The organism is Streptomyces sp. NPDC014907, from assembly GCF_055562975.1.
In genome coordinates this window covers 279,643-302,266 of sequence record NZ_JBVHEG010000007.1, presented here as the reverse complement: position 1 = coordinate 302,266, position 22,624 = coordinate 279,643, and the positions used below count along the sequence as shown (strand labels likewise).

2 protein-coding genes are annotated in these 22,624 nt (G+C 76.6%); both read right to left on the bottom strand.

Going from position 1 to position 22,624, the window contains the following annotated elements:
- Positions 1-81: 81 nt before the first annotated feature.
- The gene (locus tag ACZ3IL_RS20730) at positions 82-7,758 is read right to left on the bottom strand and encodes an amino acid adenylation domain-containing protein (RefSeq protein WP_467391970.1); all 7,677 of its coding nucleotides are present in this window, start codon (positions 7,756-7,758) and stop codon (positions 82-84) included.
- On the bottom strand, positions 7,755-22,304 hold the full coding sequence (locus tag ACZ3IL_RS20725) for an amino acid adenylation domain-containing protein (protein ID WP_467391968.1): 14,550 nt from the start codon (positions 22,302-22,304) through the stop codon (positions 7,755-7,757). Before ACZ3IL_RS20725 ends, ACZ3IL_RS20730 begins: the two co-directional genes overlap by 4 nt.
- Positions 22,305-22,624 lie beyond the last annotated feature (320 nt).

Sequence of the window (22,624 nt, the reverse complement as noted above, 5' to 3'; positions counted from 1 at the left end):
GCGCGGCGGACTTCCCGGGGGCGGCGGGCTTCCCGCCGGGTGCCCGCGCCGCGTCGCGGTGCGGGCACCCGGCGGGTCCGGTCACGCCCCGGCCCGTACCCCGCCCGGGGCCGGGAGGAAGCCCGTCTCCCGGAAGTACGCCAGGTAGCGCACGAGGACCTCCTCGGTCAGGGCGGGGAGCCGTACGCCGAGTTCCGCCGCCGCCCCGGTGGTGCGGCGGGAGTCGAAGCGGCGTCCGTCCACCGCCTCCCGGGTGTCCTGTCCTTCGCCGAGGAAGAGCTGGGCCGCGTTGTCGTGGCGGGCCGCGACGAGGGACCTCCACTCCTCGGCGGGCACCCGGCGGAGCTCGTAGCCGACCGACCCGGCGACATCGAACACCCGCTCCAGGTCCGGCGGTTCCGGGTGGGTGAGGTGGAAGGTCTCCGCGCCGGTGCGCCCGGCCGACGCGAGCGCCACCACCGCCGCGCTGACGTAGTCCACGGGGACCCAGCCGGTCGTCCCGTGCGGCAGGTCGGGCACCGCCTCCGCCTGGAGGCACCCCTTGATGAGCTGCCACAGCAGGTCGCGGTCCTGGCAGGCGCCGGTGGTGGTGTCGCCGCTGATGCGGCCCGGCCGGTAGACGGTGACCGGGAGGCCGCGTTCGCGCGCCAGGCCGATCAGTCCCTCGGCCACCCACTTGCTCCGCGCGTAGCCGTCGGGCAGGTCCCCGGGCGGGCCCGCCGGTGTCGACTCCGTGATGGTCACCGAACCCCGGGCCGGGGCGTGGACGCTCGTCGTGGACACGTGGTGCATGCCGGGCGAGTCCGACTCGGCCAGCATCCGCAGGAGTTCCCCGGTCCCGGCGACGTTCGCGGCGCGCAGGTCGCCGTAGCCCGCCGCGAAGTTGACCCGCGCCCCGTTGTGGAAGACCGGGCCGAGCCGCCGCACCACCGCGGCCCGGACCTCCGGCGCGAGGCCGAGGCCCGGGGCGGCGAGGTCGCCGGGCACGGGGACGATCAGCTCCCGGTAGCGGTCGCGCCACAGGCCGTACCGCCGCAGGTTCTCCCGCAGCCGGTGCGCCCCGTCCCGCTCGTCGCGGGCCCTCACCAGGCAGTCGACCGGTCCGCCGGTCGTCTCGATCAGGTCGCGCAGCAGGAACGCGCCGAGGAAGCCGGAGGCGCCCGTCAGGAACGGCCGGGGCGAGGGCCGGGCGCCGCCGCGCCGCGGTCCGTCCGGCAGGGCCGTCCCCCGTGCCCCCGGTGTCCGTCCGGCGCCGGTGATGTCGTCCGCGAGCCGGACCTCGGCGGCCCAGTCCACCGCCCCGGGCCCGTCCGGCGCGACGTCGTCCGGTTCCGCTCCGCCCAGCAGGCGGTCGACGCCCTCGACGGTCGGGGCGGCGAACAGCGCGCGCAGCGACAGGCGCCGTCCGCACCGCTCCTCGATCCGCCGGGTCAGCGTGATGGCGAGCAGGGAGTGCCCGCCGTGCGCGAAGAAGTCGTCCGTGACGCCGATCTCCGGCACTCCGAGCGTCTCCGCGAACACCTCGCACAGTGCCCGCTCCCGGTCCGTCCGGGGCCCGCGCCCGCCGGCGCGCGGGCCTTCGGGCGCCGGGAGGGCCCGCCGGTCGGTCTTGCCGTTGGGCGTGAGCGGCAGGGCGTCGAGCCGTACGTGGGCGGAGGGCACCATGTGGTTCGGCAGGACGGCCGCGAGACGGGTCCGCACCTCCGTCCCGTCCGGTCCCGTCGCCCCTTCGGCGGCCACGGTGTAGGCGACGAGGCGGCGGTCGCCCGGCCGGTCCTCCCGTACGGCCGCGCAGGCGGCGGCGACCCCGGGCAGCGCGGCGAGCGCCGCCTCGACCTCGCCGAGTTCGATCCGGAAGCCGCGCAGCTTGACCTGGTCGTCCACGCGTCCGGCGTACTCGAGTTCTCCGCGCGGGTTCCACCGCGCCAGGTCGCCGGTCCGGTACATGCGGCCCCCGGCAGGGTCGGACGGGTCGGCCACGAACCGGGTCGCGGTGAGCCCGGGCCGGCCGTGGTACCCGCGGGCCAGGCCCTCGCCGGACACGTACAGCTCCCCCACGACGCCGGGCGGCACGGGCGCCAGGCGGTCGTCCAGGACCCGTACCCGGGTGCCGTCGACGGGGACGCCGATCGGGACCGTGCGGTCCGGGGCGAGCGGTCCGTCGGCGTGCTGGAAGCCGCTCATGGTGGCGCAGACGGTGGTCTCGGTGGGGCCGTAGGCGTTGACGAGGTGCCGTCCCCGCGCCCAGGCGCGCACGAGGGCGGGCGGGCACGCCTCGCCGGCCAGGACGATCGTGGTGCCGGCGGGGAGCGAGTCCGGCGGCAGCACCGCGAGGGCGGCCGGCGGGAGCGTGAGGTGGGTGATCCCGTGCTCCTCGACCCTGGCGGCGAGGGCCGGGCCGGGGAGCAGGGCCTCGCGCGCGTCGATCTCCAGGAGGGCCCCGGAGAGCAGGGCCATGCACAGCTCCCAGAAGGCGGCGTCGAAGCTCACCGACGCCAGGTGCAGGACGCGGCCGGCGGGGGTGAGGCGCAGCCGTTCGCGCTGGGTCGCGGCCATCGCCCCGACGCCCCGGTGGGTGACGACCACGCCCTTGGGGCGGCCGGTGGAACCCGAGGTGTAGATGACGTACGCCGGGTGCGCCGGACGCGGGACCGGCAGGGGCGCGGCCCGGTCCGGGAGGAAAGCGGCCGGGTCCGGGAGGGGCACGTCGTCCCCCGCGTACAGGTGCGGGACCGTCGTCGGGGGGAGCCGCCGGTGCAGTTCGGGGGTGGTGAGCAGCAGGCGGGGGGCCGCGTCGTCGAGCATGTGGACGAGGCGGGCGGCCGGGTAGTCGGCGTCGAGGGGCAGATAGGCCGCGCCGGCCTTGAGGACGCCGAGCAGTGCGACGGGAAGGCCGCTGTCGCGGGGCAGCGCCACGGCCACCCGGTCCTCGGGCCCGACGCCCCGTGCGACGAGACGGCGGGCGAGGGCCTCGGCGCGCGCGTCGACCTCGCGGTAGGTCAGGGTGGTGTGCGCGTCGCGGACCGCCGGGGCGTCCGGGGCCGACCGCACGCGGTGGGCGAAGAGTTCGGGGACGGTGGCTTCCGGCAGGTCCCGGTCCGGTCCGGTCCCCCACCGGGTGAGGCGGGCGTGTTCGGTGGCGTCGAGCACGTCGTAGGCGTGCAGGGGAAGCCCCGGGTCGTCGGTGACGGCGGTGAGGAGGCGGACGAGCCGGTCGGCGAGGCCGCGCACCGTGTCCGCGTCGAAGAGTGCGGTGGCGTAGTCGACGGAGGCCCGCATGCCGCCGGGAGCGCCTTCGCCGCCGTCCGTCTCCACGAAGGTGAACGCCAGGTCGAACTTGCCGGCTCCCAGGTCGACCGGGACCGCGCGGGCGGTGAGGCCGGGGAGGTCGGCGGGGGCGGCGGGGGCGTGGTTCTGGAGCACCAGCATCGTCTGGAACAGCGGGTGGTGGTGCGAACGCGCCGGGTTGAGCAGTTCCACGAGGCGTTCGAAGGGGACGTCCTGGTGCGCGTAGGCGGCCAGGTCGAACTCCTTGACCCGCCCGAGGAGTTCGCGGAAGGTCGGGTCGCCGCTCAGGTCGGTCCGCAGGACCAGCGTGTTCACGAAGAAGCCGATGAGGTCGGAGGTCGCCTCGTCGGTGCGTCCGGCGACGGCCGTGCCGAGCGGGACGTCCTCGCCGGCGCCGTGCCGGGAGAGGAGGAGTGCCAGGGCGGCCTGGAGCACCATGAAGGTGCTGCACCCGTTGGCGCGGGCGAGTCCGGCGATCCGGCGGGCGGTGGCGGGATCGACGGCGAAGTGGTGGGTGGCGCCCTCGTGCCGGGGTACGGGGGGACGCGGGCGGTCCCGGGGCAGGTCGACGTGGTCCGGCAGTCCGGCCAGGGCCTCCCGCCAGAAGGCGAGCTGTCCCGAGAGGAGGCTGTCGGGGTCCTCCGCGTCGCCGAGGAGTTCCCGCTGCCACAGCGTGTAGTCGCCGTAGTCGACGGGCGGCGGGGTCCAGGCCGGGGCCGCTCCCGCGAGGCGGGCGCGGTAGGCGGTGCCCAGGTCGCGGACGAGGGGGGCCAGGGACGAGCCGTCCGCGGCGATGTGGTGGATCACGAGGACCAGGACGTGGGAGTCGTCCGCGAGGCGCAGCAGGGTCGCCCGCAACGGCAGTTCGCGTTCGATGTCGATCGGTTCGGCCGCGGCCGCGCCGATCCGGTCCGCGGACTTGCCCTCGTCGACGGTTTCGAGGGAGAACGGCAGCCGTACGTCCTCCGGGGCGACGACGTGCTGGACCGGGGGGCGTCCGGAGGCCGGACCGTCCCCGTGTCCCGGACCGTCCCCGTGTCCCGGGTCGTCCCCGTGCGCGGGGGCGGGGCCGTTCCCGTGCTCCGGGCCCTCCCCGTACAGGGGGAAGACCGTGCGCAGGGACGAGTGCCGGGCGACGACGTCGTGGAGGGCCCGGCGCAGGGCGTCCGCGTCGAGTTCGCCGTCCAGGCGCACGGCGAGGGGGATGTTGTAGGTGGCCGAGGGGCCTTCGAGGCGGTGGAGGAACCACAGCCTCCGCTGGGCGTACGACAGGGGGAGGGCGCCGGACCGCCGTCGCGGGGCCAGGGCGGGGCGGGCCGGGCGCCCGGCGTCCTCGAGGGCGGCGGCGAGCGAGGCGACGGTGGGGTGTTCGAAGAGCGTGCGGATCTCGGTCTCGGTGCCCAGGGCCGTGCGCATCCGGCCCACGAGCAGGGTCGCCAGGAGCGAATGGCCGCCCAGGGCGAAGAAGTTGTCGTCGGCGGAGACCCGCGGCAGGCCGAGCACGTCGGCGAACAGCCCCGCGAGGATCTCCTCGCGGGCGCCGTGCGGCGCGCGGCCGGCCGGGCCCGACGGAACGTCCGGCTTCGGCAGGGCCGCCCGGTCCAGCTTGCCGTTGAACGTCAGCGGCAGCTCGTCCAGGAGGAGCACGGCCGACGGCACCATGTAGACGGGCAGGGTCCGGCCCACGTGCGCGGTGAGGACGGCCGGATCGGCCGTGCGGTCCGGGGCCGGGACGACGTAGGCCGTGAGGACGCGGTCGCCCGGCAGGTCCTCGCGGACGACGACGCACGCGGCGCGCACCGAGGGGTGGGCGCGCAGCGCGGCCTCGATCTCGCCGGGCTCGATGCGGTGGCCGCGCAGTTTGACCTGCTGGTCGGCGCGGCCCGCGTAGACGACGTCCCCCTCCGGGGTCCGGCGCACGAGGTCGCCGGTGCGGTACATGCGGCCGCCCGCCGGGTCCGAGGGGTCGGCGACGAACCGGGTGGCCGTCAGGGCCGGGCGGCCGAGGTAGCCGCGCGCGACGCCCGGGCCCGCCAGGTACAGCTCGCCCTCGGCGCCGTCCGGCACGGGCCGCAGCGAGGCGTCCAGGACGAGGGCGCGGACCCCGTCGAGCGGGCGGCCGACGGGCGGCGTGCCGTCCGGGGCGTCGTGGGCGCCGACCCGGTGCAGCAGGGCGAAGGTGGTCGCCTCGGTGGGGCCGTACGCGTTGAGGACGACCGTGCCGGGGTGGGCGGCGGCGAGCCGCTGGAGCACTCCGGGCGCGGCGGCCTCCCCTCCGGCGGCGGCCAGCCGGAGCAGGCCCAGGGCGTCCGGGTCGGTCTCGGCGAACACGTTGAAGAGGGCCGTGGTGAGGAAGGCGGCGGTCACCCCGTCCCGGGTGACGGCCTCCCGCAGCCGCGCGGGTTCGAGCACGCCCTCCGGGGCCGTCACGATCCGGCCGCCGCGCAGCAGGGGCACCCAGATCTCGAAGGTGGCCGCGTCGAAGACGTAGGCCGAGTGCATCAGGACCACGTCGGCCGTGCCGTCCCACGTCCGGTCGGCCGCGAGCGCCGCGACGTCGGCGTGGGTGACGCCGACGGCCTTCGGCAGTCCGGTGGAGCCCGACGTGAACATGGTGTACGCGAGGCGGGCGCCGCCGGTGACGGCGGGCAGCGGTCCGGGGGCGGCCGGGGCGCCGTCCCGTACGCGGCCCGCGGTGTCCACGGTGACCACCCGCGTCCCGGGGCCGAGGGACCGCACCCACGGGTGCTCCCGGGTGCCGGCGTCGACGACCAGGAGGCGCGGGGCGGCGGCCCCGGCGACCCGGGAGAGCCGCTCCCCGGGCCAGCGCGGGTCCAGGGGGACGTAGGCGGCGCCGGCCCGCAGGACTCCGAGGGCGGCGGTGACCTGGGCGGGCGAGCGGCCCAGGAGGAGGCCGACGCCCTCCTCCGGGGCCGCGCCGAGCCCGGTCAGGGTGCCCGCCAGGCCGTCGGCGAGGGCGCACAGTTCCCCGTACGTCAGGTGTCCGTCCGCGCCGGTGACCGCCACCGCGTCCGGGCGGGCGGCGGCGTGCCGGGCGACGGCGTCCGGGAGGCTCGTGGTGGCCGCGGCGGGCGGGAGCGCGGCGCCCGTCCCCCGGGCGAGCAGTTCCTCCCGTTCTCCGTCGAGGAGGACGGACACGGCGTCGGCCCGCCGGTCGAGGTCCTCGGCGAGGGCCGTCAGGAGGTTCCTCATCCGGGCGACCGTGCGGGCCACTTCGTCCCGGTCCAGGACGGCGGCCCGGAAGCCGAACGTGACGCGCAGCGCGTCGCCGGGGGCGACGGTGAGGGTGAGCGGATAGTGCGCGGCGTCCGTGCCCGAGAACCCGGTGACGGCCAGGCCGGGCAGGCCCTGCCGGGCGGTGCGCAGGCTCTCGTCGTCCAGCGGGTAGTTCTCGAACACGACCAGCGTGTCGAAGAGGGTGTCGAGGCCGGTGACCCCGCGTATCTCGGTCAGTCCCACGTGCTGGCTGCCGAGGAGGCGGCCCTGTTCGTCCTGGAGGCGGGTCAGGAGGGCGGCGAGGGTCTCGCCGGGGCGGGGGGTGAGGCGCACCGGCACGGTGTTGATGAACAGGCCGATCATCGACTCGACGCCGGGCAGTTCCGGCGGGCGGCCGGACACGGTCGTGCCGAACAGGACGTCGGAGCGGCCGGTGAGCCGGGAGAGCAGCAGTCCCCAGGCGCCCTGGACGAGGGTGTTGAGGGTGAGCCGGTGGGCCCGGGCGGTCGCCCTCAGCCGTTCGCTGGTCGCCGCGTCGAGTTCGAGGACGAGGGTCTCGGGCAGTTCACCGGAGCCCGCCGCCTCGGTCGCTCCGCGCCCGGCGAGCAGCGTCGGCGCCTCGACGCCCGCCAGCGCGGTGCGCCAGGCGTCGAGGGCGGCGTGCCGGTCCTGTCCCGCCAGCCAGGCCAGGTAGGTGCGGTAGGGGGTGACGCGCGGCAGGGTGCCGTCGTCGCCCCGGTGGGCGTAGAGCTCGAACAGTTCGCGCACGAGGAGCGGCATCGACCAGCCGTCGAGGAGGATGTGGTGGCTCGTCATCACCAGGCGGTGCCGGGAGGGGCCGGTGCGCAGCAGGGAGAACCGCATCAGCGGCGGGGTGGTGAGGTCGAAGCGGCGGGTGCGGTCGGCGGCGAGGAAGGCCCGGACGCGTTCCCCGGCCGTGCCGTCCCCCCGCGTGAGGTCGTGCTGCTCCAGGGGGACCGGCACGTCGGCGGCCACGGCCTGCACCGGCTCGTCCAGGTCCTCGTGGAGGAAGCCCACGCGGAGGTTGGCGTGCCGCCTCAGCAGCGTGCCGACGGCGGCGCGCAGCGCGGGCACGTCGACGTGGCCCTCCAGGTCGAAGACGAACTGCGCGGTGTAGACGTCCACGGCGTCGGAGTCGTACAGCGCGTGGAAGAGCATGCCTGCCTGCAACGGCGTCAGCGGCAGTACGTCCTCCAACTGGAAACCGGTCACTTGCGTCCACCCCACTTGTTCTGCAGTCGGTCGAGCTGGGACTGGTCCAGGGAGACCAGGGGAAGGTCGGACGGCGTCCAGCCGCCCGTGTCGGGCCGTCCGGCGTGTTCGGCGATCGCGCGCAGGGCCCGGTCGAAGGCGTCGGCGAGCGCCGCCACGTCCGTCTCGGCGAGCAGGCCCGCGGGCCAGGTCCAGCGCGTCACGAGGCGCGGTCCTCCGGGCCGGTCCTCGGTGTGGGCGTTGATGTCCAGGACGTGGTGGACGGGCATGTCCGGGTCCTGGGCGGCCGGGCCGCCGCCGTCGAGCAGCACCTCCCAGTCGGCGCCCCCGCCGTCCGTGCCGGGCGCCGGGTCCGCGACCGCGTACCGGCCCAGGTAGTTGAAGCCGATCCGGGGTTCGGCCGCGCCCTCCAGGCGGGCCCGCGCGCCGGAGGCGAGCCGGCGCAGCACGCCGTAGCCGATGCCGTGGTCGGGGACGGCGCGCAGTTGTTCCTTGACGCGTTTGACGGCCCGGTCCACGAGCCCCGGGTCGAAGCGGGCGGGATCGCGCGGGTCGAGGGGCCCGGGGTCGAGCAGGACCGGGTAGAGGCTGGTGAACCAGCCGACCGTGCGGGACAGGTCGAGGTCTCCGGCGATCTGCTCGCGGCCGTGGCTCTCCAGGTCGATCAGCACGCCGGTGCCGTCCGGACGCGGTGTGCCGGCGGTCCGCCCGGCCCGCCAGGAGCGGACGGCGAGGGCGAGCGCCGTGAGCAGGACGTCGTCCACGCCCGCGTGGAAGGCGGCGGGGGTGGTGGTGAGCAGGGCCTCCGTGAGGGGGCCCGCCGGACGGGTGGTCAGCGTCCGGGTCCGGCCCGCCGTGTCCCGGGCCGGGTCGAGGGGCCGGTCCCCCAGCGGCGGGTCGGCCGCCCGCAGCGTCTCCTCCCACAGCGGGAGTTCCGCCGCCCGCGCGCCTTCCCGGGCCTGTGCGGCGAGGAGGCGCGCCCAGGCGCGGTAGGAGGTGGTGACGGGCGGCAGGACCGGGGTCCGGGGCGCGGGGCCGGCGGGGGCCGGGGCGGTGCCGTCGCGGGCTGGTTCCCCGGCGGTCGGGGCGGTGCCGTCGGACACGGCGCGCCAGGCGGTGGCCAGGTCCTCGGCGAGGACGCGCCAGGACACCGCGTCGACCGCCAGGTGGTGCACGACGAGCAGCAGCCGTCCGCGCGCCCGCGGCCCGGCGTCGCACCACACCGCCTCGAACACCTCGCCGTGCGCGGGCCGCAGCCGGCGCCTGGCCTCCTCCCCCGCCCCGGCGAGCGCGGCGCGGACCTCGTCCTCGCGGCGTCCCGCGACGTCGATCCGGGTGAGGCGGGGGCGGACCGGCACGGTCCCGCGCGGCAGGGTCTCCAGGGCCGCTTCGCCCCCGGCGGTGCGGGTGACCCGTACCCGGAGCATGTCGTGGTGGTCGACCAGGAGCTGGAGCGCGGCGGTGAGGCGTTCCTCGTCGGCGCCGGCGGGGGTCCGTACCACCGCGGACTGGTTGTAGCCGTCCGTGGGGCCGGGCCGGTCGAGGAACCAGGCCGCGATGGGGGTGAGCGGCATCGTGCCCACGCCGTCGTCGGCCGGGGCGCCGGTCCGCCCGTCCGGTTCGGTGGCCACCGCCGCGAGGCCCGCGGGCGTGCGGTGCAGGAAGACGTCGCGGGGGGTGAGGGAGAGCCGGGCCTCGCGGGCGCGGCTGACGAGCTGGATGGAGAGGATGCTGTCGCCTCCCAGGGCGAAGAAGTCGTCGTCGGCGCGGACCCCGGGCACGCGGAGCACGGAGGCGAACACGTCGCACAGGACGCGTTCCCGCTCGGTGCGCGGCTCCCCGCCGTCCGTCCGCCCGGCCCCGGCGGCGGGGCGGGCGGGGGCGGGCAGCGCCCGCCGGTCGGTCTTGCCGTTGGGGAGCAGCGGCAGCGCGTCCAGGGGGACGAAGGCGGTGGGGATCATGTACGGCGGGAGGACGGAGGTGAGCCGTTCCCGCAGTTCGCGGGCGTCGGGGACGCCGGTGCCGCCGGGTTCGGGGACGGTGTAGGCGACGAGGCGCTGCTCGCCGGGCCGGTCCTCGCGGACGAGGACGAGGGCGGTGCCGACGCCGTCGAGCGCGGTGAGGGCGGTCTCGATCTCGCCGGGTTCGATGCGCAGGCCGTGCAGCTTGACCTGGTCGTCGGCGCGGGCCACGTAGGTGAGGGTTCCGTCCGCGTCGCGGCGGACGAGGTCGCCCGTGCGGTACATCCGCGTGCCCCCGGGGCCGAACGGGTCGGCGACGAACCGCGCGGCGGTCGGGCCGGGGCGTCCGAGGTAGCCGCGGGCCAGGCCTTCGCCGGCGAGGTACAGCTCGCCGGTGACGCCCGGGGGGACCGGGCGCAGGCCCGCGTCGAGGACGTACGCGCGGGTGTTGTCGACGGGCCGGCCCAGGGGCACCGTGCCCTCCGCGCGGGACGCGGTCCCGCCGTCGGGCCGGTGGTGGTGGGCGGTGGCGTCGATGGTCGCCTCGGTGGGGCCGTACAGGTTGTGGACCCCGGCGGACCAGGCCCGTCCGGCGCGCCGGGCCAGGGAGGCGGTCAGCGGTTCGCCGCCGCACAGGACGGCCCGCAGGGAGGCGGGCGGCTCCTCGTGTCCGGTCTCGTCGAGGACGAGGGCCAGGAGCGAGGGCACGAACTGGGCGACGGTCACCCCCGTCTCGCGCATGCGGGCCAGGAGTCCGGCCGGGTCGTGGTTGAGCGCCGGTGGCACCGGGCAGGTGGAGCCGCCGTGCAGCAGGGGCAGCCAGGTCTCCCACACCGAGGCGTCGAAGCTCGGCGAGGTGCGGGCGAGGATCCGGTCGGCGCCGGTGAGGGACAGGTGGTCCGCCATCCAGGCCATGTGGTTGGTGAGGGCGGCGTGGGTGACGACGACGCCCTTGGGGCGGCCGGTCGATCCGGAGGTGTGGAGGACGTAGGCGGCGTCCAGCGGGTGCGGGTCGCCGGCGCGGCCGGTCTCCGGTGCGGCGTCCGGCGCGGTCCCCGGTCCGCCGGCGCGGCCGGTGTCCGGTACGGCGTCCGGGCCTTCGGCGCGGGTGGCCTCCGGGCCGTCGAGCACGAGGACCGGTACCGGCAGGTCCGGCAGGGCCGCCAGGTTCGCCGCCGAGGTCACCAGGAGGACGGGACGGGCGTCGTCGACCGCGGAGCCGATCCGCGCGGCGGGGTACTCCGGGTCGACCGGCAGCCACGCGGCACCGGTCTTGGCGACGGCCAGCATCGCCACCACCTGGTGCGCGGTGCCGGGCAGCGCGAGCGCCACCACGTCCCCGCGTCCGACCCCGCGTTCCCGCAGGAGCCGCGCCGTGTCGTCGGAGAGGGCGTCGAGTTCGGCGAACGTGAGGTCCCGGTCGCCGCCCCGTACGGCGACCGCGTCGGGAGTGCGGTCGCGCTGGGCCCGGAACGCCGCGGGCACGGTCCGCTCCCGCACCGTCCGGGCCGGGCCGTGGCCGGTCCGGACCAGCGCGGCCCGCTCGTCCGGCGCCAGGACGTCCACCGTCCGGACGCGCCGCCCGGGGTCGGCGGCGAGCGCGCCGAGGAGCCGGGTGAGCCGGTCGGCCAGGGCGTGCGCGGTGGGGTGCCCGAAGAGGTCGGTGGCGAATTCGAGGGTGCCGTCGAGCCCGCCCGGCCGGCCGTCCCCGTCGTGGCGCTCGGTGAAGGTGAACGTCAGGTCGAACTTGCTGATGCCGGTGCGCACCGGCTGTTCCGTCACCGTCAGGCCCGGCAGTTCCATGTCCGCCGCGGCGTGGTTCTGGAGGACGAGCATGGTCTGGAACAGCGGGTGGCGGTTCTGGGCCCGCTCCGGGTCCAGCGCGTCCACGAGCCGTTCGAACGGCACGTCCTGGTGGGCGTAGGCCGCGAGGTCGAACTCCCGGACCCGGTCGAGGACCTGTTCGAACGTGGGGTCTCCGCTCAGGTCGGTGCGCAGGACGAGCGTGTTGACGAAGAAGCCGACGAGGTCGTCGAGGGCCTCGTCGGTGCGGCCCGCGACGGGGGTGCCCAGCGGGATGTCCTCCCCGGCGCCGTGCGCGCCGAGCAGGACGGAGAGGGCGGCCTGGAGCACCATGAAGAGGCTGCATCCCCGGGACCGGGCGAGGTCGGTGAGGGCCCGGTGCGTCGCGGCGTCCACCGGGAAGGCGAACGCGTCGCCGCGGTGGGTGGCGACGGCCGGGCGCGGCCGGTCGAGGGGCAGGTCGAGGAGGTCGGGCAGGCCGGCGAGCACGGTCCGCCAGAACTCCAGCTGCCGGGCGGCCGTGCCGGAGGGGTCCTCCTCGTCGCCGAGGAGTTCCCGCTGCCAGAGGGTGTAGTCGGCGTACTGGACGGGCAGTTCGGCCCAGGAGGGTTCCCCGCCCGCCGTACGGGCGCGGTAGGCCGTGCCGAGGTCGCGGGCGAGCGGCGCGAGGGACCAGCCGTCCCCGGCGATGTGGTGGACGAGGAGCACCAGGACGTGGGACTCGGCTCCGAGGCGGAGCATCCGGGCCCGTACCGGCCGTTCGGTGCTCACGTCGAAGGCGTACGCGGTCTCGGCGCTCAGCACCGCGTCCAGCAGGTCCGGTTCGACGTCGCGGGGGGTGAGGTCGATGTCGGCGCCCGCCGCGTCGAGCACCAGCTGGCCCGGCACGCCCCCGGTGTCGGGGAAGACGGTGCGGAGGCTCTCGTGCCGCTCGACCACGTCCGTGAGGGCGCGGGTGAGGGCGTCCGTGTCCAGCGGACCGTCCAGGCGCAGCACCAGGGGCACGTTGTACGTGGCGCCGGGGCCCTCGAACCGGTGGAGGAACCACAGGCGCTGCTGCGCGTACGACAGCGGCATGGGGTCGGGGCGGAGCGCGGCCCGTACGAGGCGGGTCCGGGCCGTCGCCGCGCCGTCCAGGACGGCCGCGAGCGCGGCGGGCGTCGGGTGTTCGAAGACGGTCCTGACCTCGATCTCCACGTCGAGCACGGTGCGCAGCCGGGCGGCGAGGCGGGTGGCGAGCAGGGAGTGGCCGCCCAGGGCGAAGAAGTCGTCGTCGGCGCCCACCGTCCGCAGGCCGAGGAGGTCGGCGAAGAGTCCGCACACGACCTCCTCGCGGACGGTGCGCGGGGCGCGGCCCCGGGCGGGCGCCTCGTGGACGGGTGCCGGCAGGGCGGCGCGGTCCACCTTCCCGCTGGGGTTCAGCGGGAACGCGTCGAGGGGGACGATCGCGGCGGGAACCATGTAGCCGGGCAGGACGCGGCCGACCTCGCGGGCGAGTCCGGCGGGGTCGGGGTCCGCGCCGGCCGCCGGTACGACGTAGGCGACGAGCCGGCGGTCGCCGGGCACGTCCTCGCGGACCAGCGCGAACGCGTCGGCCACCTCGGGGCGGCCCGCGAGGACGGCCTCGATCTCGCCGGGTTCGACGCGGTAGCCGCGCAGCTTGACCTGGCCGTCGGCGCGGGCGACGTAGGAGAGGTGCCCGTCCGGGGTCCAGCGCACGAGGTCGCCGGTGCGGTACATGCGGCCGCCGTCGGCGGCGAAGGGGTCGGCGACGAACCGCGCGGCGGTCGGGCCGGGGCGTCCCGTGTAGCCGCGCGCCACGCCGCGTCCCGCGAGGTACAGCTCGCCCGTGACGCCCGGCGGGACCGGGCGGAGCGCGTCGTCCAGGACGTGCAGCCGCATGCCGTCCAGGGGGCGGCCGATGGGCGGCGGCCCGGACGGCAGGTCGGCCGTGACGGCGTACCGGGTGGCGAAGGTGGTGGTCTCCGTGGGGCCGTAGACGTGCAGGACCCGGGTGTCCGGGGCGGTGGCGGCGACCCGCTGCATCGCGTCGGGGGAGGCGAGTTCGCCGCCCGCGCACACCACCCGCAGGCCCGCGAAGGCCCCCGGGTCGGTCTCGGCGACGACGTTGAACAGGGCGGTCGTCAGGAACACGGCCGTCACCCCGTGCTCGTGGACGGCGTGGTCGAGGGCGCGGGCCTCCAGGAGCCCCTCCGGTGCCACGACGACCCGGCCGCCGTTCAGGAGGGGGACCCAGATCTCGAACGTGGAGGCGTCGAAGACGTACGCGGAGTGCATCAGGACGGCGTCGGCGGCGCCGTCCGTCCACGCCGAGTCCCGCGCGAGCCCGGCGACGTCCGCGTGGGCGACGGCGACGCCCTTGGGCAGTCCGGTGGAGCCGGAGGTGAACATGGTGTAGGCGAGGGCGTCCGGGCCGGGCACGGCCGCCGGGGTGCCCGGCCGGTCCGGCGCGCCCCGCAGGACCCGGCCGGTCCGGTCCACGACGACGACCGGCAGGTGGCCGGCGCGTGCGGTCACCCAGGGGGAGGCGGCGGTGTCCTCGTCCACGACCAGGACGCGCGGCCGCGCGACGGAGGCGACCTGGTCGAGCCGTTCGGCGGGCCAGCGCGCGTCCAGCGGTACGTAGGCGGCGGCCGCGCGGACCGTGCCGAGGGAGACGGTGACCACGGCGGGCGACCGGCCCAGGAACACGCCGACGGAGTCCTCGGGGCCGGTGCCGAGGCCGGCGAGGACGCCGGCGAGGTCGGCGGAGATCCGGTCGAGCTCCGCGTAGGAGAGGGTGTCCGCGCCGTCCGTGACGGCCACCGCGTCGGGGGCGCGGCGTGCCTGCCGGGCGAACAGCGCGGGCAGGGTGCCGTCCTCCGCCCCGGCGGGGAGGTCCCGTCCGGTGCCCCAGCGGGTGAGGCGGAGGTGTTCGTCCGGGGTGAGCGTGTCGTACGCGGACAGGCGCCGGTCCGGTTCCGCGGCCGCCTGTTCGAGCAGCCGGACGAGCCGGGCCGCGAGCGCTTCGACGGTGGCGCGGTCGAACAGGGCGGTGGCGTACTCGATGCCCGCCGACAGGCCCCCGCCCTCCTCGTCCTCGCCGAACGCGAAGGTGAGGTCGAACTTGCTCAGCCCGTTGTGGACGAGACGGTGCTCGACGGCGAGGCCGGGCAGGTCGGGGCGGGCCGCCCGCTGGTTCTGCAGGACCAGCATGGTCTGGAAGAGCGGGTGGTGGTCGCGCGACCGGACGGGGTTGACGCTCTCCACGAGCCGTTCGAACGGCACGTCCTGGTGGGCGTAGGCCGCGAGGTCGAACTCCCTCACGCGTCCGAGGAGTTCGCGGAAGGTCGGGTCGCCGGACAGATCGGTGCGCAGCACCAGCGTGTTGACGAAGAAGCCGACCAGGTCCTCCAGGGCCTCGTCCGTGCGGCCGGCGACCGGCGAGCCGAGGGGGATGTCGTCGCCCGCGCCGTGCCGGCGCAGCAGGGCGGCCACGGCGGCCTGGAGCACCATGAACAGGGTGCTGCCCGAGGCGCGGGCCAGGTCGAGGAGCCCGGCGTGCAGGGCGGGCGGCACGTCGAAGGGCACCACGGCGCCCCGGGGGTCCGCGGTGGCGGGGCGGGGGCGGTCGAGGGGCAGTTCGATCAGTCCGGGCAGGCCGGCGAGCGCGCCGTGCCAGTGGTCGAGCTGGCGCCGCAGCACCTCGCCGTCCTCCCGGAGGAGGTCGTGCTGCCAGAGGGTGTAGTCGGCGTACTGGAGCGGGGCGCCGCCCGTCGCGGGGGCGGGCGTCCCGCCGGCCAGCCGTGCCCGGTAGGCGTCGCCCAGGTCGCGGGTCAGCGGGCCCAGGGACCAGCCGTCGCCGGCGATGTGGTGGAGGACCAGGACCAGGACGTGGTGCCGGGGGGCGGCGCGCAGCAGCCGGGCGCGCAGCGGCGGGTCGGTGAGCACGTCGAACGGTTCGCGGACGGCTGCGAGGACGGCCGCCTCCAGGTCCGCCGGGGCGGTGCTCTCGACGGGGGGCCGGGGCGCGGCGGCGTCGGCGGGGAGGACCGCCTGGTGGGGCACGCCGTCCCGTTCGGGGAAGACGGTGCGCAACGCCTCGTGCCGTTCCACGACGTCGAGCAGGGCGGCGCGCAGGGCCTCCGCGTCCAGTTCGCCGCGCAGTTCCAGGACGAGGGGGACGTTGTAGGTGGAGCTCGGGCCCTCCATCCGGTTGAGGAACCAGAGCCGGCTCTGCGCGAAGGACAGCGGCAGCGGGTCGGGCCGCCGGGCGGGGAGCACGGCGGGCCGGTGCGGTTCCGCCGGGTCCAGCACCCGGGCGAGGGCGGCGGGCGTCGGGTGCTCGAAGAGGGTGCGCACGGCGAGGTCGGTGCCGAGCACGGCGCGGACGCGGCTGACGACCCGCATGGCGAGGAGCGAGTGCCCGCCGAGGTCGAAGAAGCTGTCGTGCGGTCCGACCGCCGGGCGTTCCAGGACGTCGGCGAAGATTCCCGCGACCAGTTCCTCCCGGGGGGTGCGCGGTCCCTCGCCGGTGCGTCCGGCGGTCTCGCCGGGGGCGGGCAGGGCGGCACGGTCGGTCTTGCCGTTGGGCAGCAGCGGCAGCGCGTCGAGGATGACGACGGCCTCGGGCACCATGTGGTGCGGCAGGGTCTCGGCGAGCGCGTCCCGCAGGGCGGCGGGCCCCGGTGCCGGGGTGGTGGTGACGGCGTACGCGACGAGCCGGGGGCGTCCGGGGACGTCCTCGCGGACCACGGCGCAGGAGGACGTGACGCCGGGCAGGGCCAGCAGCGCGGCGGCCACCTCGCCCGGCTCGACGCGGAAGCCGCGCAGTTTGACCTGGTCGTCGGCGCGGGCGACGTGGTCGAGCAGCCCGTCGCGGTTCCACCGCACCAGGTCGCCGGTCCGGTACATGCGCGTCCCGGGGGCGTCGAACGGGTCGGCCACGAACCGGCCGGCGGTGAGCCCCGGGCGGTCGAGGTAGCCGCGGGCGAGGTTGGGGCCCGACAGGTACAGCTCTCCGGTGACGCCCGGCGGTACGGGGCGCAGCCACTCGTCGAGGACGTAGGCGCGCATCGTGTCGACGGGCCGTCCGATGGGCACGGTCTCGCCGGGGTCCGCCGGGGCGGACGCCGGTCCGGTCACCCGGTGGGCGGTGGCGTCGATGGTCGTCTCGGTCGGTCCGTACAGGTTGTGCGGCTCGGCGTGCCACCGGGCGGCGACGGCGTCGGCGAGGGCGCGCGGGAGGCGTTCGCCGCCGCAGAGGACGGCCCGCAGGCCGGGCGGCGGCGCGCCGTCGGGGTCGTCGGCGAGGACGAGCGCGAGGTGCGAGGGGACGAACTGGGCCACGGTGACGTCGAACCGGCGCATCCAGGAGACGAGTTCGCGCGGTTCCCGGTTCGCGTCGGAGGGCGTCACGCAGACCTCGGCGCCGTGGACGAGCGGCAGCCACAGCTCCCACACGGAGGCGTCGAAGCTGGTGGAGGTGCGGGCGAGGACCCGGTCCTCCCGCGTGAGGTCCAGGTGGCGCGCCATCCAGGCCATGTGGTTGGCGAGGGCCCGGTGGGGGACGACCACGCCCTTGGGGCGGCCGGTCGACCCGGAGGTGTAGATGACGTAGGCGGCGTCCTCCGGGAGGGGCGCGGCGGGGAGGGGCGCGGCCGGATCGGCGGGCCGTACGGCCGGGTCGCCGAGGGAGAGGCGGGGGACGCCGTCCGCCGGGATGCCGTCCGGGACGTCCGCTCCGGTGATGAGCAGGACGGGCCGCGCGTCGTCCAGCATCTGCCGGACGCGGGCGGGGGGATAGCCGGGGTCGACGGGCACGTAGGCGGCTCCGGCCCGCAGCACGGCCAGCATGGCGACCACGGTGTCCGCCGACGCGGGGACCGCGAGCGCCACCAGGGTGCCGCGGCCGGCGCCGCGTTCGCGCAGCACGCGGGCGAGGGAGTCGGCGCGGGCGTGCAGTGCGGCGTACGTGAGGCCGGTGCGGGCGTCGCGCACGGCGGGGGCGTCCGGGGTGCGGGCGGCCCACTCCCCCACCGCCTCGGGCACGGTGCGGGCCGGCAGCGGGGAGCGCTCGCCGCGTCCCCGCTCCAGGATCTCCGCGCGCTCCCCGGGGGTGAGCGGGTCGAGGTCCGCCACGGTCCGTCCGGGGTCGGCCACGGCGTGGGCGAGGACGCGGGCGAAGCGGTCGGCGAGCGCGCGGGCCGTGTCGCGGTCGAAGAGGTCCGTGGCGTATTCGAGGTGGCCGCCGAGCCGGACGGTGCCGGCGCCGGCCTCCGGGGCGCCCGGGTCCTCCGGGACCTCGGTCAGCGAGAACGTCAGGTCGAACTTGCTGACCCCGGTGGGCCGGGACCGGTCCCGCACGGTGACGCCGGGCAGGTCGAGTTCCGCCCGCTCCTGGTTCTGGAGGACCAGCATGGTCTGGAAGAGCGGGTGGTGGCCGCCGGACCGGTCCGGGTTGAGTTCCTCGACCAGTCGTTCGAACGGCAGGTCGGCGTGGCCGAAGGCCGCGAGGTCGAACTCCGCCACCCGGCGCAGCAGGTGCCGGAAGGCCGGGTTCCCCGACAGGTCCGTGCGCAGCACGACGGTGTTGACGAAGAAGCCCACCAGGTCGTCCAGGGCCTCGTCGGTCCGGCCGGCCACCGCGGTGCCCAGCGGGATGTCGGTGCCCGCGCCGTGCGCGTGGAGGGTCACCGCGAGTGCCGCCTGGAGGACCATGAAGGGCGTGCAGCCGGTGTCGCGCGCGAGCCGGACGAGCCGCGCGTACACGGCGGCGGGCAGGTCGAACGGGACCGTGTCGCCCCGGTGTCCGGGGACCGCCGGGCGGGGCCGGTCCAGGGGCAGTTCCAGCAGGCCGGGAGCGCCGCTCAGGGCGTCGCGCCAGAAGGCGAGCTGGTGTGCCGCCAGGCTCTCCGGGTCGTCGTCGTCCCCGAGCAGCTCCCGCTGCCACAGGGTGTAGTCCGCGTACTGGACGCGCAGTTCGGGCCAGTCGGGCGCGCCGCCCGTGGTCCGGGCGCGGTAGGCGGCCCCGAGGTCCCGGCAGAACGGGGCCAGCGACCAGCCGTCCGCGCCGACGTGGTGGAGGACGATCACCAGGACGTGCCGGTCGGGTCCGGTCGCGAGCAGCCCGGCGCGGACGGGGAGGTCGGTGGAGAGGTCGAAGGGCGCCGAGGCCAGCCGCCGCACCGCGTGTTCGGCCCAGTCGTCCGCCGGTTCGTCCCCCGGGGGCGTCTCGACGGCGAGGGGAACCAGCGACGCGGCGGTCCGCGCGTCGGACACGACCTGGCGGGCGACGCCGTCGTGCGTGGCGAGCACGGTCCGCAGGCTCTCGTGGCGGGCGACCACGTCGCTCAGCGCGCCGCTCAGGGCCTCCGTGCCCAGGGGGCCGTCGAGGTCGAGGACGAGCGGCACGTTGTAGGTGTCCCCGGAGCCCTCGGCGCGGTTGAGGAACCACAGCCGCCGCTGCGCGAAGGACAGCGGGAGCGGGTCGGGCCGCTCCGCGGGGGCGACGGCGGGGCGGGCCTTCCCGGCCGTGCCGAGGGCGGCGGCGAGGGAGGCGACCGTGGGGTGTTCGAAGAGGGTGCGCAGTTCGGCCTCCGCGCCCGTCGCGGTCCGTATCCGCGCGACGAGGCGGGTGGCGAGCAGCGAGTGGCCGCCCAGGGAGAAGAAGTTGTCGTCCACGCCCACGGACGGCACCCCGAGGACGTCGGCGAACAGGCCCGCCAGCACCTCTTCGTGCGGTGTGCGCGGGGCGGTCCCCCCGGCGGCGGGCGCCTGGGGGGCGGGCAGGGCCCGCCGGTCGACCTTGCCGTTCGCGTTCAGCGGCAGGGCGTCGAGGAGGACGAAGGCGGAGGGCACCATGTACCCCGGCAGGACGCGGCCGAGGCCGTGGGCGAGGCCGGTGGCGTCGGGGCGCGCGCCGGGGGCCGGCACGACGTAGGCGACGAGCCGGCGGTCGCCCGGCGCGTCCTCGCGCACCAGCACGCGGGCGTCCCGGACGGCGGGGTCGGCGAGCAGGGCGTTCTCGATCTCGGCCGGTTCGATCCGGAAGCCGCGGAGCTTGATCTGCCCGTCGGCCCGCGCCACGTACTCGACGTCCCCGTGCGCCGTCCAGCGGGCCAGGTCGCCCGTGCGGTACATCCGGCCGCCGCCGGTGCCGTACGGGTCGGGGACGAACCGGGTCGCGGTCGGGCCGGGGCGGCCCAGGTAGCCGCGGGCGACGCCGGCGCCGCCCACGTACAGCTCGCCGACGACGCCGGGGGGCACGGGGCGGAGGGAGTCGTCGAGCACGTACAGGCGCGTCCCGTCGAGGGGGCGGCCGATGGGCGGGACGCCGGGAACGCCGGCGCGGACGGTGTGGCGGGAGGCGAACGTGGTGGTCTCGGTGGGGCCGTACACGTGCAGGACCCTGGTGCGGGGCGCGGCGGCGGCGATCCGCCGCATCAGGTCGGGGGCGGCGGCCTCGCCGCCGGCGGCGACCAGGCGCAGCCCCGCGAACGCCCCGGGGTCCGTCTCGGCGACGACGTTGCACAGCGCGGTGGTCAGGAACGCCGCGGTCACGCCGCACCGGGCCGTCGTCTCCCTGAGCGTCCGCGCGTCCAGGAGGCCCGGCGGGGCGACGACCACCCGGCCGCCGTTGAGCAGCGGCGTCCAGATCTCGAACGTGGACGCGTCGAAGACGTACGCGGAGTGCATCAGGACCGCGTCGGAGGCGCCCCCGTGCCAGGCGGAGTCGGCGGCCAGGGCGAGGACGTCGGCATGGCTCACGCCGACGCCCTTGGGCAGTCCGGTGGAGCCCGAGGTGAACATGACGTACGCGAGCCGGTCGCCGCGCACCGCGCGCGGCAGCGGGCCCGGCCGCCCGGGTCCGCCCCGCAGGACGGCGCCGAGCCCGTCGACCACCAGTACCGGCAGCCTCGTGGCCGCCCCCTTGACCCAGTCCTGGCCCGCGGCCTCCTCGTCCACGACGAGGGCCCGCACCCGGGCGGTCCCGGCGACGCGGTCCAGCCGTTCGGCCGGCCAGGCCGCGTCCATCGGCACGTACGCGGCTCCCGCGCCCACCGCGCCGAGCGTGGCGGTCACGACGGCGGCCGAGCGGCCCGTGAGGACGCCGACGCCGTCCTCGGCGCCGATCCCCCATCCGGTCAGGGCGCGGGCCAGGTCCGTGGCCGTCCGTGCCAGTTCCCGGTACGAGAGCGTCACGGCGCCGTCCACCACGGCGGGGGCGTCGGGGGCGCTGCGCACGCGCGCCGCGAACGCCTCCGGCAGGCTCGTGCCGGTGGTCCCGGCCGGCAGGGCGGCGCCCCGTCCCCGGTCGAGCAGGGTGCCGGCGGCCTCGTCGTCGAGCAGCGGGAGGTCGCGCACCGGGGTGCCGGACTCCGCGCCGGCGAGCGCGGTGAGGAAGCCGAGGACGGCCTGCTGGTGCAGCCGGACGTCGTCGGGGTGGTACAGGGCCGGGTTGGTGTCGAATCCGATCAGCGGGCCGGTTCCCTCGGCCCGTTCGGAGACGAACAGGGACACGTCGTCCACGGGGCCTATGGAGAGCAGCCGGGAGGCGGCGGGGCTTCCGGCGAAGTCCAGGTCGTAGTCGTAGCCCATGACGTTCACGACGAGGTCGGTCAGGCGGGCCGCTCCGTCGGCCAGGTTCAGCTCGCGGACCAGCTGTTCGCGCGAGAAGCGGCGGTGGCGCAGGGCGCCGCGCATCTCGGCGGCGACGCTCCGGACGAGGTCCCCGACCGTCGTTCCGGGGGTGAGGGCCAGGCGCAGGGGCAGGACGGTGGACGTCATCCCGACCACGTGCCGGAGCGCGCCGTGGCGGCCGTGGGAGGCCAGGCCCACGCATATCTCCCGCCGTCCGGTGACCCGGCCCGCGTAGGCGGCGACCGCCGCGACGAGGACCGCGCTCCATGTGGTGCGGTTGTCGGCGGCGAGCCGGCGCAGACCGTCGAGCACGGGGACGGGGAGGGTCTCGCCCGTGTGCAGGGCGACGCCCCCGGGGTTCGCCGGTTCGTCCTGTCCGGGCCGGTCGGTCCGTCTTCTGAGCAGGGGCGTCCCGCCGGCGGCGTCGTCCCCGTGGCCGGTTCCGTCCGCCGGCCCGGCCTCGTCCGCCGGCCCGGTCCCGTTCGCGGCCCGGTCGGAGAACCTGCCGGTCCAGTAGGCGCGGTCCGCCTCGAACCGGCCGGAGGCGCGGTAGTCGGCCTCGTCGTCCACGAGGGCGCGCAGGGGGCCGGTGGGGGGTTCCACCGCCGCGAGGTCCTCGCCGCGTGCCGCTCGGGTGTAGAGGTCGGCCACGGTCCGGGCGAAGAGGGCGCCGCCCAGGCCGTCCACGGCGATGTGGTGGTAGCGGACGTACCAGTAGTGGAGGCGCGGGCCGAGCCGCAGCAGGGCGAAGTGGTGGTGCGGGGCTTCGAGCCGGTCGACCGTGGCCATGTCGTCGGCCATGTACCGCTCCGCCGCCGCGGCGGGGTCGTCGGCACTGGTGAGGTCGACACGGTGCAGGCGATCACTTTCGGCCACCGGTCGGACCACGTGCTGGCGGACGGCGCCGTCCTCGGTGACGAACGCGACGTTCAGGCTGTCGCAGAGGTGGACCGCTCGGTTGAGGGCGGCGGCGAATAACCGCTCGTCGAGTCCCCCGCGGATCTCCAGGCATTCCCCGATGTTGTATTTCGGGCTGTCCGGGTCGACCATCTGGCCATACCACACGCCTTGCTGCGCCATAGTCAGTTCGAGGAATTCAGGAGTGGACTCGTCCGACGGGGAGAAGCGGTTTTCAGGCATGCCGATCGACACCTTCGAGGAGTTTTTCAGTGGAGGAGGCGGAACGCGCGGCGAGCATTCCGGCGCGACGGGTCCGGGGGCGCGATTTCCCGCCCGGAGAACGCGTACGGGAGGCGCCGGCCGATCCTCTCGCCGGGCACCACGGGAATCCCGCGCGGGGCGTTCGCCTCGTACGGACCGGACGGTCCGCGCGCGGGGAATGAAGGCCGCGGGGCGTCTCACGCGCGGCTCACGAGAGGCTTCGGAGGGCGTCGCGAACACTCGTCAGCCGAATATGACCGATCGAGCACCACTCTTGAACGAAAGTGCTCATCGGATGA

Bases quoted from the DNA above. Each gene is read 5' to 3' on its own strand.
- ACZ3IL_RS20725 (WP_467391968.1), bottom strand. From the start codon at position 22,304: ATGCCTGAAAACCGCTTCTCCCCGTCGGACGAGTCCACTCCTGAATTC.